Consider the following 16,422-nt stretch of genomic DNA (forward strand, 5'->3'; position numbering starts at 1 on the left):
TAAGAGAAATTCTGGAATTAGAGCAGTTTAAGGATTATTGTCGAGTATTTGAACAGTTTCTTTTTGGTACGGTTACTCAAAGTTTACTGCTTTTACACTGCTATCCTATCGAAAGATTTCTGGTCAACGGTAAACCTTATTTTAGAGGTGATCACGATATTAGTTTAAGAAAGTTTCAGGCTTATCTAGGCTTAGGGTATTCCTATCAAATTTCAGGGGATACCTCAGCACAAGGTGAAAAAGTCTTGGAAGGGTTCCGATTTGATTCGCTCTCACTTGTATGCTCACGCAATGGTTACTATTTGTCCTAATAAACCCGCTAAAACTGAGATTATTGGCAAGCTTAAGCATTCTTGGCTTAATCCCCGGATTCATATCTATTACGACCACGAAAAGGGTCAAAGAATCGAAAAAAGGAAAGAATTACCCAGCTTTAAGGCACTGGGTAAGGATGGTCTGTGTCGCTTGCTGTTTTACGAGACTAGACTTTTGTATCAGCTTTTAACGGACAATTTGGTAAAGTGATAGCTATTACAAGGACCTAATCCACAGTAGGATAGAGATTGCTAAAAATTGACCCTTGAATAGAGTGGCAACAAGATGGCGAAAGCGGCGATTATTGGATTGGGAAGATCGGGAATAGCAGCGGCAAGATGCTTAAAACGGGATGGTTGGCAGGTGACATTAAGCGATCGCTCTGATTCTCCCAGTTTACAAGCAACCAAAACCAATCTGGAAAGGGAAGGAATTAGGGTTAATCTTGGTCAAAATCTCAGTCTAGAGGCTTCGGACTTGCCTAATCTTATCGTGGTTAGCCCCGGGGTGCCTTGGGATGCCCCGATTTTAATTACTGCCAGAGAAAAAGGCATCGATACGATCGGAGAATTAGAATTAGCTTGGCGTTATCTGCAATCTTCCCCTTGGTTGGGTATTACGGGAACTAACGGCAAAACCACCACCACCGCCCTCTGTGCCGCTATTTTTCAAAAAGCAGGGTTAAATGCTCCTTCCTGCGGTAATATCGGCTATGCGGCCTGTGAATTGCCTTTAAAAGCCGATAAATACGATTGGATTATTGCGGAGATCAGTAGTTATCAGATCGAGTCCAGTCGGGATTTATCGCCGAAAATCGGCATCTGGACAACTTTTACCCCCGATCACCTCAGTCGTCATCAAACCCTCGAAAATTATTATCAGATTAAAGCCTCTTTACTGCAAAGAAGCGATCGCCAAATCCTCAACGGTGATGATCCCTATCTGCGTCAAATCGGTGTTAGTCAATGGCAACAAGCTTATTGGACTTCTGTGAAGGGTAAAGATGCGCTTTTGGGCGATCCTAGTCGTGGTGTTTATCTGCAAGATAACTGGATCGTGGCTTTTGGGGAGTTAATTGCCCCGGTTAATCTGCTGAAAATGGTGGGTAGTCACAATCAGCAGAATTTGCTTATGGCTGTGGCCGCCGCTAGATTGGCAGGAATCGAGAAAAAAGCCATTACTGAAGCGATCGCCACTTTCCCTGGGGTTGCCCATCGTCTAGAGTATGTTTGTACATATAAAGGCCTAGACTTTATTAATGATAGTAAAGCAACTAACTACGATGCGGCCGCAGTGGGCTTACAATCCGTCCCGAATCCGGCGATTTTAATCGCGGGGGGAGAAGCGAAAGCAGGGGATGATCGGGCTTGGATCGCTGAAATTAAGGCAAAAGTCGCCACCGTGCTGCTTATTGGTGACGCTGCCGCCGATTTTGCCCGTCGTTTACAGTCGGCAGGTTATCAAGATTATGAATGTGTAGAAACGATGGACAGGGCAGTTCAACGCGCGGCTGAACTAGGACCGGCAAAAGAGGCTAAAGTGGTGTTATTATCGCCCGCTTGCGCTAGTTTTGACCAATACCAAAGTTTTGAACATCGCGGCGATCACTTTCGGCAATTGTCCTTACAGTTGTAGGGGGATGGGGATAGGGGAGTGGGGAAGTGAGGAGATGGGAGAAGTGGGGAATTTCAACTAAAACCCCAAAACCCTAACACCCTAAAACCATGTTGCCGACAGCTAAGAGGCAATTTTTGTTCCCAAAGATACTCTTTTTTGGCTAAGTTGGGTAAAATCAGGAGGAGTTAACCAAAAAAAATAAGAGAAAAAACGTGCTGGGATCGTCCTTCCATCTTGATCATCTTTTTAAAAAACCCCTAATTGCCTGTCTTTTGTCCTGTGTGGGTGTCTTGCTGCCGATCCCAGTTTTAGCGACACCGGTGGCAGTGTTAAAAAGTCAAGAAAATGCCAATCAATGGACAGCTATCACTGAGCGTTTGCAAAATGTCGGGGTTAATTACTGCATTCTCCAGAGTAATCAGTGGCAAAGCGACGCGGATTTAAATAAAATTAAGGTTCTAATCATCCCCAACGTCGAGAGTATTTCCGGTTTACAAGCTGATGTCTTGAGTCGTTGGCTTAATCGCGGTGGTAAAATTATTGTCACCGGTCCGGCGGGGAATCTTTCGGAACCTGCTGTGCGTAATCAATTGCGATCGCTATTTGGGGCTTACTGGGCCTATCCTCACTCCCAAGCTTACACCCTGCGGCCGACTAATTTAGGTGAACTGAAAAACCAAAAACCTCTAGCCAGCAGTCTCCTCGGTGGTGTGGTTATCCCCACGGGAGTTAATAGCCAAACCGTTGCCGTCTGGGGGGCGCGCAACAATCCCCCCGCCGTTGTCCTCAATAATAACTCGATCTTTCTCGGTTGGCGCTGGGGCAGCGATGCCGTCGCTAATCTCGCCCTCGATAGTGCTTGGCTAGAAACCGCCCTGCAACGCTACGGCATTAATCGTAGTTCTTCTAATAGCACAATTGCGCCCTATTGTCAAGGAAACTCAACAATAGTTAATAATATTAATAATACCCCAACAGCGATCTCGCGTAGCGAGCGCGTTGCGATCGCACCCCGTCGCCCTCTACCCCAGATTTCAGAAAATCTCCCCAGTGAAACGGCGAGATTAAGTCCGAATACCGAGGCAATTCCCCCCAGAGCAAGTCTAACTCCTCAACAAATTAGCCAGATGACGGCGGAATTGCAGGGATTAATCGGGCGTTATGGGGCGACTCTCTTAGCTTTAGAGGCAAGTAATAGTAATATATCCAATACTGATAAATCCTTAGCACAAGCATTTCATAATCGTGGGAAAAATTCCCCCACCTCAGATACAGCCAGACGATTCCGTTTAGCCCTAGAAAATGCCCAAGGAAGCTTAAATAATTTTCAGAATTTAATTGCCCAGGGGGCCTATACCCAAGCGCGGGAATTTTGGTTACAAGCGCGGCGAAGTCTTTGGGATAATTATCCCACTAATCGACAATTTGCCCAGCCAGAAATACGGGCAATGTGGTTAGATAGAGGCACGATCGTAGAAGCTAAAAATGAGGACGATTTAGCTAAAGTATTCGATCGCATGGCGGAGGCGGGTATTAATGTGGTCTTTTTCGAGACAGTTAATGCTAGTTATACTATTTATCCCAGTCAAGTTGCCCCCGAACAAAACCCTTTAACTAGAGGTTGGGATCCCCTAAAAGTTGCCGTTAAATTAGCCCATGAACGCAATATGGAAATCCACGCCTGGGTGTGGGTTTTTGCGGCGGCTAATCAAGCTCATAATAAAGTATTAGAGCAACCATTAGATTATCTAGGTCCGGTTTTATCCCGTAATCCCGATTGGGGGGCAACTAATAAAAGTGGTGGTTCTTTTGATTATAGTCAAGGCACGAAAAAGGCCTTTTTTGATCCTGCTAATCCCGACCTACAGAACTATCTTTTATCTCTTTACGAGGAAATTGTCAAGAATTATGATGTGGATGGCTTGCAGTTAGATTATATTCGCTATCCCTTCCAGAATCAAAGTTCTAATCAAACCTATGGTTATGGTAAATCCAGCCGTTGGTTATTTAAACAAATGACAGGAGTTGATCCGATTACTTTAAATCCCCGGGGTGCTTTATGGGAACAATGGACTAGCTTTAAAATCCGTCAGGTTGATACTTTTGTCTCGCAGGTTTCTACTCGCTTAAAACAGATTCGCCCCCAGTTAAAAATGTCGGCCGCGGTGTTTCCCATGGAACAAAAAGAACGATTATATCGTATTCAACAAAACTGGGAAGAATGGGGACAAAATCAATGGATAGACCTGATATTTTTAATGACTTATGCTCTCGATACAGGGACTTTAGAAGAGAAAACCCAGTCTTTATTTGATCGCAAAATTGCAGGAAATGCTCTGATTATACCCGGTATCCGTCTGTTAAAAGTACCCGATCAAGTCATGATCGATCAACTACAATTTATTCGCAATCTTCCCACTTCGGGATTCGCTCTTTTTGCCACAGAAAATCTCAATCCCAACTTGCAAACAATTCTTAATCGCATTCAGGGATCGATGATTACGAAAAAAACCGAACCTTTACCCCACCGTCAACCCTTTAAAACGGCAGCAGCGCGGTTTAATTCCTTGCGTCAAGAGTGGAGTTTTTTAATCACGAATAATTTATTAGCAATGGAGGAGGGAACCTTAAAAACTTGGGGGCAAGAAGTGGACGAAATGGCTAATCTATTAGAACAATTAGCTAATAATCCCAGCCCTCGCAATTTGACTTTAACTCAAAATGCTTTAAAGCGATTTAGCTATAAATTTAAATCTGTGATGTCCAGACAAAAAGATTTATCTGCCTATCAAATACAGGTCTGGGAAAATCGCCTCGCAACCCTACAAAGTCTCTTAAGTTATGGTCAAATGGTTGAGTTTTAATTAGGATTTACTGAAAAAGTTTGTCGGTGGAGTCAGTATTCAGGAGACTCCGAGACAGTATTCAGGAGTTGAGAGTTGGGGTTTTAGGGAGTTGGGGTTTTAGGGTTTTGGGGTATTAGTTGAAATTCCCCTATCTCCCCACACCCCACACCCCACACCCCACACCCCACTTCCCCCCAATCCCCACTTCCCCCCAATCCCCACACCCCACACCCCTATCTCCCCACACCCCACACCCCGCACCCTCTTGTCAGAGGCCCGCCCGAATATGTAACAATTTATGGGAGAAACCCCCAAGCAAATTTAACGAGAAAAACATGGCAGCTACAATTAAGAAAGGAGCTTTAGTCCGCGTGGTGACGGGAAACCTAGAAAATAGCCTCGAAGCCCTAGCCAGCGATCGCCGTTTACCCAGTTATATGTTCAACTCGACAGCAGAAGTCTTGGATATAAAAGATGATTATGCTTTGATTAAATTCTATGTTCCTACCCCCAGTGTGTGGCTAAAGCTCGAACAACTGGAACCCGCCTGATGAGGATATTGCCTCATCCATAAATCATGGTTGACTTCTACGATACACTCCTCCCCTGTCAATCGCCCCGAGTCTCGGTTATTGGTGCTGGTAACGTCGGACGCACCCTGGCCCAACGCATCGCCGAAAAAAACCTCGCCGATGTGGTTCTCCTCGATATCGTCAATGGTTTACCCCAGGGTATTGCCCTAGATTTGATGGAAGCCCAGGGCATAGAACTGCACGACAGCGAGATTATCGGCACTAATAACTACGAAGACACGGCAGGCTCCGATATTGTCGTGATTACGGCTGGATTAGCCAGAAAACCGGGCATGAGTCGCGATGATCTCATGAATGTCAATGCCAAAATTGTCGTCGAGGCCGCCACTAAATGCCTCAAGTATTCGACCGGAGCCATTTTTATCGTCATCACCAATCCCCTTGATGTGATGACCTATCTAGTCTGGCAAGCGACGGGTTTACCCCCCCAAAGAGTGATGGGAATGGCGGGGGTCCTCGATTCTTCCCGTTTACAAACCTTTATCGCCATGGAATTGGGGATTAGTACCGCCGACGTTCATGCCATGGTCTTGGGTGGTCACGGTGATTTAATGTTGCCCCTACCCCGTTACTGTACCGTCAGTGGTGTGCCGATTACCGAATTAATGGACGAGATAACAATTAACCGTCTAGTGGAGAGAACTCGCAACGCTGGGGCTGAAATCGTCAAATTACTGCAAACTGGCGGCGCTTATTACGCCCCTGCTTCCTCTGCCTGTACCATGGTCGAGACGATATTGAGAAATCAATCCCGTTTACTGCCGGCGGCAGCCTATCTTAAGGGTGAATACGGCCTACAGGATGTCTATCTGGGGGTTCCCTGTCGCTTAGGATGTCGGGGGGTGGAAAGTATTCTGGAAGTGCGTTTGACCGATGCTGAACGTCTGGATTTACACAATTCTGCTGCCTCAGTTCGTCAAAATGTTCATTTAGCTCTTGACAGTCTCAAGGTTTTGGTGTAGTTAATACAACTCATATTTTAAGAGGGTACAGGGCAAAGAACCGTTATACAAGGGAGTGCGACGGGAAGAACGCAGACCGATTTGTTTAGTCAGTTCTTTGTTTCCCGATAAAATATAGGCTGTCCAACCCTTAAACCTCTGTTTTAAGACATCACCGAAGGATTTATATAAGGCCCCTAATTCTTCGGTATTGCCCAATCTTTTGCCGTAAGGGGGATTACAGAGAATAATCCCTCGATCGCTCGCCGGTTCTAAGTCAGTGATGCTTTGCAAGCTAAAATTAATATGGTCTTGCACTTGACAAAAATAGGCATTATCCTCGGCCTGATGCAAAACCTCATAATCGGCATCACTAGCATAAATTGGCGCATTTAGCTGAGATTTTTGTTTTTCTTTAGCTTCCTTAACCAAAGATTGCCATAAATCCGGTTGATAGTCTGGCCATTTCTGAAATCCGAACTGGGAACGAGATAAACCGGGGGCAATATTTAAAGCTTTTAACGTCGCTTCGATGACAATGGTTCCCGAACCACAGAAAGGGTCCAAAAGCGCCATATCATCCTGCCATGCCGATAATTCTACCAAAGCAGCGGCGAGACTTTCTTTTAGGGGTGCGACTCCCATGGCCCGATGATACCCGCGACGATGTAAACTGTGGCCAGAACTATCTAAACTAAGCACACAGCGATTTTTCTCGATATGAGCGTTAATTTGCAGGTCGGGGTTTTCTGTATCTACAAAAGAACGTGGATTCCCCTGTTGACGCTGTTGGTCGATAATAGCGTTTTTGATGCTTAAAGCGGTGTAATGGGTGTGATTGAGGCGATCGTTCGTTCCCGTACATTGTACCGCTAAAGTTTCCTCACTGCTGAGATAATCTCGCCAATCAATGGCTTGAATGCCATCATACAGTTCCTCCCCATCCCCACAGGGAATTTCGGCAATGGGAACCAAAACCCGAAAAATAATTCTTGACCAAAGATTGACTCGATAGAGTAGGGCCAGATCTCCCTGAAAATGGACTCCCGTGAATACGGGTTTAACTTCTTTGGCCCCTAGGAATTCTAATTCCCTAGCGGCAATTTCTTCTAGTCCCCTAGCGGTAGTAGCAAAATAGGATCGAGTCATATCAGTTATCAGTTTTCAGTTTTCAGTAATCAGTTTTTAGTTTTCAGTGATTAGCTCTGGTCGTTGGTAGCTTGAAATCAGAAAAATTTTAATTTTTATCCCCTTGTAAATTCCCTATCTGATTCGCTCAAGTCAGTTAAAATCGATTAATGCTACAGTAATCAGTAGGATTTAGCCCATCGGAAAATTTTACCCAATCACAAGCATAATAATCCTCTTTTGTCAAGGCAGAAATGCTTAAGAATTGTGTCGCTGTGGTCATTAGTTTTATCTATCCTGAGTCGTTCTTTCTTTATCTTGCAGGTAGTTGGCGATCGAATCAAGTTTTTGTTAGGAAATATTAACGGTTTCTCCCAATCAAGACTAGACAGCATTCTCTGAGAAAATAATGTAGGCGCTCATTATCGTTAGGGACTATCTTGCGAGTTGCCTGAGCTATATTTGCTAGTTCGGTTTCTCCTATCTCTATATTATCCAGCCAACGCTCAAAATCTCCTCTGTCCATGTGTTCTTTAAATTTATTGGGATTATCTATACATAATTCGAGTAATTCTGGGATATTGTTAATGCGTTTTCCTCCACCATTGTCTAAGTTAAAATAGAAAGGTGGATTATATTCTGGATTTCTACTGTAATTTTTAATTTTATTAAGAAGATTTTTAAATAAATCATTGATAAGATTATTTAAAAAGACTTGTATATCTGCTCCTTGTGCTTGTCTTTTAAATAGTTTAATTTTATTAACTTGATCAAGAAGATTTTTAAAATCATTTACTATTTGATACATTTCCCATACTCTATAGTTAGACTTCCAAAATATTCGTGTACTTTTCACCTCTTTATTTTGTGCGTTAATTCCTTTGTACCAGATTTTTCTTAAACTTCCTTCACCGTCTTTTAATTCGGAATTTTTTTGTCTCGTTACACTATTCCATCTCCAGAGATATCCAATTATTACTAAAGGAACTAATAATATTGCTAAAAAAACCATATTATTTAATATGTTGACTGCGGAAAAGATACCACCTACATTTGCGACTAATGCAATACCACCAAAAACGACCGTAACCCAATTATTTTCTTCTGCTTCAATTTTTAAAGTTTGCATATAGCTTTCCCAAACAATAGGCTTTTGACCATCGGGTAAATTATTAAAGTATAAATCATTAATTTTAGGCTCAATATTAGTGGCAATATATCTACCAATTCTAACAATCAGATAAGTATTTCCATGAACAAGAAGGATGATTAATATACAAGAAGCGGGAACTATTATTCCTAGAATAATGGCTGAAGGAATTCGTCGTTCAATTGGAATATCATAAAAGTTTTGTCGAGATATTTTTTCTGTTTCTGTCTCTTTTTCTTTAATAACTAACGTTGAATTTGTTTCTTGATTTGTGTGATTACTATCCGCTTTTGGATGAGATATTGTCTGTTTTATTGTATTTCCTGTTTTCTTTTCTATTGTAGTTGTATCTGTGGGTATTCTAGTAACAGTTGTTGTCTCTTTCATGATGGGAAGATTAGCGATGGGACTGATCCCAATTCCCAGTAAAGTCAAAACTAGAGCGCCTCCGAAGACAATAACATTAGTGCGATTTTGCACGGTTTGCAAAATTTCCGTTCTCAGGGTTTTATACTCCTCCATACACACATCGATCGCTTTATTTATATCGGGTTGATTGTTGTTATTAGGCATTTTTTAAATCCTGAATTTATATATAGTTGTAATTTTATCTGGTCAAATAGAATTACACTATTGGCTTAAACTTTTCTTAATTAGTTCTAATGCGATTTGTAAATTAGCCTGTGTCCAAAGGAGAGGAGTGGCATCATTAGGAATATACTTTCCCTGTTCTAGATAGTATAATTCGGGACATTTAAACTCACCAACGGGGGAATCATTACCTGTAATTTGTCCGAGAGAACGATTGAAGTAATGGGTTTGTAGGTTAAGATATTTCTCCTGACCTGTACTCTGGAATTTAAGGGCAAAAATGGCAGAAATAATCGGATCAAAAATACACCATTGTGCTTCTTCGCCTAGGTTTAATCCTCTCCCTTGTTCCTGTAACCAACCTTCTCTTTCTGCTGATACGGTGGTGCGGATTTCTGGGGGAATTAAGCGATAGTCTCGACACCAAAAAGAATCACCTAAATAGCGACGAATACCGTAATCTCCCTGAAGGTGAACGATAACATTATTAAGAATTTGATCGGCGATATTTGTCTCCACCACTTGTAAGGGATAAATCAAAAAAAGTAGAGCTGCATCATAACTTCTCGCCTGCGGTACTGGGAGAAGACACTCGGCTGGTAAAATCTGGTATAAAGCTTGTTCTCCTATCTCAATTAATTCCGTTAAAAATGCTGGTGTAATCCTGCGATTTTCGGCTGTGAGATTTATCTCTGTCTCGATTAATAACTTTTTTAATTCCCGTAATCCCGCTACCACAACCCCGATGCTAGATGCTTCTATTTTGCGGGTTTCTTCCCAGTGACCGCTATCCTCATCCTGCCAATAACTAATCCCTTGAAAATATAAAGGAAATAGGGCAATTGTTTCTAGACAATGGGGGGAAAGCTCAACATATTTTTCCCGTGCTAAACGACAATAAAACCAGAGAAAATAGCCAAGAGCATCATTTTGTGCGTGTTGCCAAACTTGGTCAATTTCCGTCAGTGTACGTCCCTCAAAACGAATATGAGGACGTTCCCTGATCTTTTCAGGATTAACTCGACCTTCGATAATATTAATAAAACGCCTTTGGAACTTTTGAAAATAGTTCAACAAAGTCTGAATATTCTTGACAGCGATCGCTGTCTGTCCGATAATATAATGAGAATAAGCCAGATAAACGTTATCCCTCAGCCAAACATTGGCGTATCCCGTGTATTCTGTCTCAATACTGACTAATGCTGCTGGAAATAAGCCATTTTCTAGGTGGGGAAATCTCAAGACGTGATTTTCCGACAAAAACGAGGATAATCTCTGAATATCCCCTAGAGAGTAGCGGTATTTAATGAAATCGAGAATTTTTTCGTTGTGAACAACCAGCATCGGCAAAATACCCCAATAATCTGCTCAAAAACGCATTTATCTCGATCAATTCTACTGAGAAACCCAAAAAATGCGTCTTTGATTAGGATCCCGTCGGGAACTTTGTTCACCCATGACTTGCCGCGCTTGACTAGGATCAAAACTACGACTAAATTGATCCCGCAGTTGATTAACGCGTTCCTCCTTTTCTTGGGCCGCCAAACGCACTTCTTCTAATTTTGCCTGTTGGATCTGTTGGTAGGGTAGCAAACGAGCGATCGCAAAAACTGCCGTGATGGAAAGAGCGCTATAGGCAATAATTCGCAGCCAAATCTCGATAACTTGCCAGTTTTGGGATTTATTGCCGCTTTTTGGCTTTTTTTGTGGTTTTTTGTCGGTTTGGTTTCCTGTTCGTGCGGTCATAGATTGGGGGTTGGGGAGTGGGGTAATGGGGAATTGGGGTAGTGGGGAGATGGGGTAGTGGGGAGATGGGGTAGTGGGGAATTTAGCTGAAATTTCCCTATCACCCTAAATCCCTATCACCCTAAATCCCTATCCCCTAGTTTAAGATACAAAAAACCCCAATCGGTCTATCCTATAGCTAGGTCAGACGGGATCAGGGTTTATTGAAAGCGATTTTACTTATAAAGTTCCGTCGCTAGACGAAAAGCCAAAATCCCGGGGATTAAAGCAATTACCAGAGCGACTAAAACTTGAGTATCAGAAAGCATTGCTGATTATCTCCTCATAAAGATATTTATCCAATACTTTCCGACATCATCGGGGTTCTCTGCATCATTTCGTTACAAGAATTCATATCTCCCCACTCCGATGACGGTTATCTCCCCTAGAAAAGAAAGTTGTAAAAGCGTTAAGCTGAAGTATTGCCATGATTACATTTATTTTTACCTGCGGCCTCAATGTTAGACTCGCTCCTTGATTCATCTCTAACCCTTAGTCTAAAAACCCCGTTAATTCTGTTGGTTCTCATTGCCCTAGAAGCGGTATTATCAGCAGATAACGCCATTGCTCTCGCTTCCATAGCACAGGGATTAGGAGATCATCAGCGTCAACGTCAGGCCTTGAATATTGGCTTAGTTTTCGCCTATATTCTCCGTATGATCTTGATTCTTACCGCCACCTGGGTGGTTAAATACTGGCAGTTTGAACTTTTGGGAGCAGTATATTTGCTCTGGTTAGTCTTTAATTACTTTGCCTCCCCTGAAGACAAGGATCACACCCATCATAGTCTCAAGTTTCAATCTCTCTGGCAAGCTATCCCCCTAATTGCCGTTACTGATTTAGCTTTTTCCCTCGATAGTGTCACCACTTCCATCGCCGTGGCCGATGATACTTGGTTAATCCTGCTTGGTGGTACGATCGGAGTAGTTACCCTGCGCTTTATGGCCGGTTTATTTATTCGCTGGTTAGAGGAATACACCCACCTAGAAGACGCTGGTTTTGTCACCGTCGGTTTGGTGGGTTTAAGATTGCTGTTGCGGGTGATTAGTCCCGATTTTGTGCCGCCGGAATGGATTATGATTAGTTTAATTGCTATCCTCTTTGCTTGGGGTTTCTCAAAACGCAACGATCGAGAACCCATAGAGAGTGATACCATCCAATCTGATAAATTGCCTTGACAATCCCCACTCCCCACTTCTCAACCGCTCACTAATTAGGGTTTGCGGCAAAAAGTTTTTCGGTGGGGGTTGGGGGTTGGGGGTTGGGGGTTGGGGGTTGGGGGTTGGGGGTTGGGTTTTACCGATTTTCAGGTGGTCAACTACCTAATTTTCAGGGAAAAAGTCCCGGAATTTTACCCTCAATCACTCCAATGGTCGGCACTTTTTGAGGTCAAAAAAGTCTAAAAGCCTTATCCAACAAGGTTTTTAGATTTGTTCAGCAGACCCTAATTAGGGTTTGCGGCAAAAAGTTTTTCGGTGGTGGTAGGGTGTGGGGTGTGGGGTGTGGGGTGTGGGGTTTTACCAGTTTTGAGGTGGCCAATTACCTAATTTTCAGGGAAAAAGTGCCTAAATTTCCCCCCCGAACAATCCTGGCTAAGGCACTTTTTGATTTCAAAAAAGCCTAAAAATATTATCCAACAAGGTTTTTAGATTTTTTCAGCAAACCCTACTTAGTATGGTTTGATCGGGTGACATAACCCCGTCCATTGCCTAACACAAACCACCGCTTGAAAAGCTTAAGGAGTATATCAAAAATCAGGATACACCTAAAATTTAGTTGGCAATTTTTCGGACATCGAGTCCTCAAATTGCCGACCCCTGCACCTTCCCCACCGGTGCGTTGCTGAGGGTGGGGACTGATGCAGGTTTGTTCAACTCGACTTGATACTAGATAGGCTGAAAGAAGTTTTGTGCGACAAACTCGCCCACAGCTAACCCCATGTCAAAAGAATCAATACAAGCCTCCCGGACGTGAACCCCGCCAAAAACACGGCCGATGGCATCTTCCATTCCCGCTTGATGGAAGCTATCGAAATTACGAACGACACCTGGAAGCTCTTGGGAGACAGTACTAAATACATAGTTGTCACCAAAATATTCGGTCATCACTCCCGCAAATGCTCCCCCCATGGCAGAATGCCCTGACATATAATCCGGGAAAGGTGGGGAATTAACCCCCATTAATGGTGACAGCAAGGGCTTCCAATTGGGATCGCCCACCGTAGCATCTATCCCGTCATTAGCCGCAAATCCTCCAGCAATTACGTCATCGGGGCGAGGTTGGAGTTCAGTGTATTTCTCTTTCCAGGCGACGATTACCGAATCTGCCAGCGCGGTATTTAACGCGGCAAATAGGCTGGCATCTTTTTGCAAGGTATTGCCCTCACTCACCGCAATTTTTTGAGCAATTTGGTTTAAATGCCCGTAGGGACGGAAGGTATCAGCGCGGTCATAAGCCCAGAAAACAGCCATTTCTGTCTGGTCTGCATTGCGTAAAGTGGTAGTGACGGCAGTGTTTTGCAAGCCACCGTAGAGCCGGACTTCTTCAATTTCTTGGGCATACAATGTAGGATTTGTGTCAAAATCGCCATCAAGAGTCACATCAAGTTGATTGGCCGTAACAAACGGGACAATCGCGCCAATTGTCCAAGTATCTACTCCCCCCCAGTTCGCGCCAAGTGCTACCCCAGCAGTGGGGCCCGAGGTTTCTGGTAGCCAAACGTAGTCTTCCGCTCCCGCTCCCGGTGGCGCAGTGAAAGGTGTATTGTTGTTGGAACCATCATTAGCGCGTAAATTAAGGCTCTGATTGGCCACTAAAACGCCCAAATTAAACCCCCGGCTTTCCGCGGTGGCACTGTCCTGAATCTCTGCCAGAGAATTGGATAATTGCTGTGAGAACAAACTACTTTGTCCAGATAATTGAGTAGAAAGAACTCGATAAGCAGCACCAACTGCCGCCATCCCCAACGAGGTATTCGATGGTGCGTTCACATCTACAGCGTAGGAGGGAGATAAAGTGTTGAAGGCACTGACCGTATCATAGACGGCAGTAGAAACCAGCGCCATTAAGCGAGAACCTACTGTCGGTCCGACTCCCCGACCCGCTTTTCCCTCAGCTTGAACTGCATTTAAGGCGATCGCATTCCAGTCGATGACGGCGTTAGTATTGAGTCCCGATACTAATTTACTGGTGACATTATTGGTTTCCAGTTGTTCGGCAATTTGGTTATTTGCATCAACTTGAGCGATGAGAAAGTAAGCCCCCGGAGCGATGACTGAAGTATTGTTGTTATACGTTAAGTTTAGGGTGACTGACTGCCCGGCATTTAGGTTCAAGTTTGTGCTGACACTGGTGAGTAAGGCATCGTTACTGTCAATCTGACCGTCAGTGGAAATGTACAGGTTGACAGTACTCGGACCACTGGCGATCCCCTGTCCTTGATTGGTGACAATTACCTGTGCACTTCCCTGAGCGCCGAAGTCAACCGTAGTTGGTAAATTAATCGTGCCAAAACTGCCCACTAAATCTGGTAGTGAGACACTTGAGGCAGTACTTGAGGTAAGAGTTGAGGCAGTACTTGAGGTAAGACTTGAGGCAGTACTTAGGGTAGGAGTTGAGGTAGGAGTTGAGGTAGGACTTGAGGTAGGACTTGAGGTAGGACTTGAGGTAGGACTTGAGGTAGGACTTGAGGTAGGACTTGAGGTTGTATTATTGCCCGATTTTTTCAGGCTTTTTCCGTCGGTATCAAATCCAATTTCACTTAAAAAATTAACACTGTCCAGAAGATCACTTAAATCTTTTCGGGAGAAACTCTTTAAATCTTTGCCCTTGACAAGATCTTTCAACAACTTATCAATCTTAGTTGATGATTGGGCGGTAGTTATAGGAGTGGTTGATGTCATGGCTAATAAGTTAGAAAAGGGTAAAGGCATTCACTACAGAAAGACTTGAAGCTTAACTTGTCGTTGCACTCCACCACCAAACCGATGTCACCGTCAGTAGAAATTTACCGGTTTACAGTACAAGTAAGCTGTTCGTAATTTAAACTGCTTGTTGAGGCGAGGCAAGAGGCAACAGTAAAGGGATTGGGGGAGGTTCGGCTAATCTAAGAATAAGCAATTTAAATGCGTCTTAGCTTACCGCAGGCGATGGTGACAAAAAAGGAATCATAGGGCTCTTCTGGTTTATGTGTGGAAACGAGGTCTATACTGATAGAATATCCGCAAAATAGCCCTAAAAGTCTTGCCCGATAAGCATTTCACGATTCCATAAGCAAAAATTATCACACAGTTTTGCGATACAACTGAGTGACCTACATCACCTACTATAACACCATGGAATCCATAAAGTCAATCAATTTTTATGTCTTTAGTTATAAACTTTTATGTCTTTAGTTATAGATTTTTATCTATGGATAAAACTAAAGTTATTTGAGATAATTTTGATACAATCTGGACCGATGAAAACCTTATGATACTATAGCGGTTCTCGTTAGCGTGAGGCACATACAGATGACTGTAACGCTTATCCAGTAAGGCATCTGCCGTACTTCATCCAATCAGGAACCGCTATACTAAATCCGTTGAGTATAGGCTACATATCAGGACAGGCACTCATGCACTCATACACTCATGCACTCAGGCAAAAGGAGAAGTAGATAATGAGTCTTTAATAACTGGATTTAGCATGAAATCGGGCATTTATTTATCAATCTTAATTGAAATGACTATAATTCCCAATAGGCGCAATTCAAACTTGAGTTTTGCGACTACCTGAGTGATCTAACTCACACAGCTTAGACCATGCGATCTGTAAAGTCAATCAATTTTTACGTCTTTAGTTAGGGTCTGCTGAATAAATCTAAAAACCTTGTTGGATAATATCTTTAGGCTTTTTTGAAATCAAAAAGTGCCAGCCATGGGAGTGGTCGGGGGGAAAATTCCGGGACTTTTTCCCCGAAAATTAGGTAATTGACCACCTCAAAACTGGTAAAACCCCACACCCCACACCCCACACCCAGGAAAAACTTTTTGCCGCAAACCCTATTTATTCCCCCTATTCCCTATTGCCTGTCCTTATAGGTAGCCTATACTCAACGGATTTAGTATTGTAAAGTTTTGTCAAAAATGTGTGCAAATAACAGCAAACAACTGCTACTGTGGTTAGTGCAAGTTTACCTTACAGTTGAAACTATGAGATTATGCCAAGAAAAAGGGGATCAGTTATGACACTACTTGGAGGATGTGGAATCGATGGCAGTTACAAGGAAAACGTCTGTATTCAATAAGACGAAGAACAAGAAAAACGGAATGTTTAATTAAGTGCTTCGAGGAAGAGCATGAAATTAGTTCAAAGACATCTAATCAAATTTAATAAAAATGAATTTTTAGCATTTGATAAGTTGGCATTTTTATCAAAGAATCTTTATAATTGTGCTGTCTATTTAAACCGTCAAG

At 43.1% G+C, this 16,422-nt stretch carries 13 protein-coding genes and 1 pseudogene; 7 read left to right on the plus strand and 7 right to left on the minus strand.

What is annotated here, in order from left to right; all coding sequences use genetic code 11:
* The 5 genes and pseudogenes from EWV84_RS12020 to mdh all read left to right on the plus strand — a co-directional run.
* Positions 1–311: pseudogene (locus EWV84_RS12020) on the plus strand (hypothetical protein); the annotation flags it as partial.
* Between the two features lie 289 nt (positions 312–600).
* On the plus strand, positions 601–1,950 hold the full coding sequence (murD, locus tag EWV84_RS12025) for a UDP-N-acetylmuramoyl-L-alanine--D-glutamate ligase (RefSeq protein ID WP_286824081.1): 1,350 nt from the start codon (positions 601–603) through the stop codon (positions 1,948–1,950).
* 194 nt (positions 1,951–2,144) lie between these two features.
* On the plus strand, positions 2,145–4,796 hold the full coding sequence (locus tag EWV84_RS12030) for a glycoside hydrolase family 10-like protein (RefSeq protein ID WP_287078177.1): 2,652 nt from the start codon (positions 2,145–2,147) through the stop codon (positions 4,794–4,796).
* A 317-nt stretch (positions 4,797–5,113) separates the two neighbouring features.
* Positions 5,114–5,329, plus strand: coding sequence for an NAD(P)H-quinone oxidoreductase subunit O (locus tag EWV84_RS12035; RefSeq protein ID WP_045361132.1), 216 nt, complete (start codon positions 5,114–5,116; stop codon positions 5,327–5,329).
* Positions 5,330–5,355: 26 nt separating this feature from the next.
* Positions 5,356–6,333, plus strand: coding sequence for a malate dehydrogenase (gene mdh / locus EWV84_RS12040; protein WP_287078178.1), 978 nt, complete (start codon positions 5,356–5,358; stop codon positions 6,331–6,333).
* On the opposite strand, the gene EWV84_RS12045 is transcribed toward mdh, so the two are convergent.
* The 6 genes from EWV84_RS12045 to psaM form a co-directional block, all read right to left on the minus strand.
* The gene (locus tag EWV84_RS12045) at positions 6,334–7,461 is read right to left on the minus strand and encodes a THUMP domain-containing class I SAM-dependent RNA methyltransferase (RefSeq protein WP_287078179.1); all 1,128 of its coding nucleotides are present in this window, start codon (positions 7,459–7,461) and stop codon (positions 6,334–6,336) included.
* 136 nt (positions 7,462–7,597) lie between these two features.
* Complete coding sequence (locus EWV84_RS12050; protein ID WP_286824092.1) at positions 7,598–7,723, minus strand: hypothetical protein; 126 nt, start codon at positions 7,721–7,723, stop codon at positions 7,598–7,600.
* Positions 7,724–7,801: 78 nt separating this feature from the next.
* Positions 7,802–9,163 (minus strand): hypothetical protein, encoded by a 1,362-nt coding sequence (locus EWV84_RS12055; protein ID WP_287078180.1) that lies wholly within the window; start codon positions 9,161–9,163, stop codon positions 7,802–7,804.
* A gap of 57 nt (positions 9,164–9,220) precedes the next feature.
* Positions 9,221–10,525 (minus strand): glycoside hydrolase family 15 protein, encoded by a 1,305-nt coding sequence (locus EWV84_RS12060; protein ID WP_287078181.1) that lies wholly within the window; start codon positions 10,523–10,525, stop codon positions 9,221–9,223.
* Between the two features lie 51 nt (positions 10,526–10,576).
* A complete protein-coding gene (locus EWV84_RS12065; RefSeq protein ID WP_286824095.1) occupies positions 10,577–10,927 on the minus strand; it encodes a slr1601 family putative cell division protein in 351 nt (116 codons plus the stop codon).
* 215 nt (positions 10,928–11,142) lie between these two features.
* Positions 11,143–11,235 carry a photosystem I reaction center subunit XII gene (gene psaM / locus EWV84_RS12070; RefSeq protein ID WP_012264462.1) on the minus strand — a complete coding sequence of 31 codons (93 nt, stop codon included), beginning with the start codon at positions 11,233–11,235 and terminating at the stop codon, positions 11,143–11,145.
* A 189-nt stretch (positions 11,236–11,424) separates the two neighbouring features.
* Between psaM and EWV84_RS12075 the strand changes: the two genes are divergently transcribed.
* Positions 11,425–12,144: a TerC family protein gene (locus EWV84_RS12075; protein ID WP_286824103.1), complete on the plus strand. Its 720-nt coding sequence runs from the start codon at positions 11,425–11,427 to the stop codon at positions 12,142–12,144.
* 708 nt (positions 12,145–12,852) lie between these two features.
* On the opposite strand, the gene EWV84_RS12085 is transcribed toward EWV84_RS12075, so the two are convergent.
* Positions 12,853–14,487 (minus strand): vanadium-dependent haloperoxidase, encoded by a 1,635-nt coding sequence (locus tag EWV84_RS12085; protein ID WP_287078183.1) that lies wholly within the window; start codon positions 14,485–14,487, stop codon positions 12,853–12,855.
* On the opposite strand from EWV84_RS12085, the gene EWV84_RS12090 reads away from it, so the two are divergent.
* Positions 14,471–14,917, plus strand: a complete 447-nt coding sequence (locus EWV84_RS12090) for a hypothetical protein (RefSeq protein WP_287078184.1) — start codon at positions 14,471–14,473, stop codon at positions 14,915–14,917. The two genes, EWV84_RS12085 and EWV84_RS12090, sit on opposite strands and share 17 nt — an antisense overlap.
* Positions 14,918–16,422: the final 1,505 nt, after the last annotated feature.

Source organism: Microcystis sp. M_QC_C_20170808_M3Col, from assembly GCF_007095505.1.
In the GTDB taxonomy this organism is placed as follows: Bacteria; Cyanobacteriota; Cyanobacteriia; order Cyanobacteriales; family Microcystaceae; genus Microcystis.

Bases quoted from the DNA above. Each gene is read 5' to 3' on its own strand.
- psaM (WP_012264462.1), bottom strand. From the start codon at position 11,235: ATGCTTTCTGATACTCAAGTTTTAGTCGCTCTGGTAATTGCTTTAATC.
- mdh (WP_287078178.1), top strand. From the start codon at position 5,356: ATGGTTGACTTCTACGATACACTCCTCCCCTGTCAATCGCCCCGAGTC.
- EWV84_RS12075 (WP_286824103.1), top strand. From the start codon at position 11,425: ATGTTAGACTCGCTCCTTGATTCATCTCTAACCCTTAGTCTAAAAACC.
- EWV84_RS12060 (WP_287078181.1), bottom strand. From the start codon at position 10,525: ATGCTGGTTGTTCACAACGAAAAAATTCTCGATTTCATTAAATACCGC.
- EWV84_RS12055 (WP_287078180.1), bottom strand. From the start codon at position 9,163: ATGCCTAATAACAACAATCAACCCGATATAAATAAAGCGATCGATGTG.
- EWV84_RS12050 (WP_286824092.1), bottom strand. From the start codon at position 7,723: ATGACCACAGCGACACAATTCTTAAGCATTTCTGCCTTGACAAAAGAG.
- EWV84_RS12045 (WP_287078179.1), bottom strand. From the start codon at position 7,461: ATGACTCGATCCTATTTTGCTACTACCGCTAGGGGACTAGAAGAAATT.
- EWV84_RS12065 (WP_286824095.1), bottom strand. From the start codon at position 10,927: ATGACCGCACGAACAGGAAACCAAACCGACAAAAAACCACAAAAAAAG.
- EWV84_RS12035 (WP_045361132.1), top strand. From the start codon at position 5,114: ATGGCAGCTACAATTAAGAAAGGAGCTTTAGTCCGCGTGGTGACGGGA.
- murD (WP_286824081.1), top strand. From the start codon at position 601: ATGGCGAAAGCGGCGATTATTGGATTGGGAAGATCGGGAATAGCAGCG.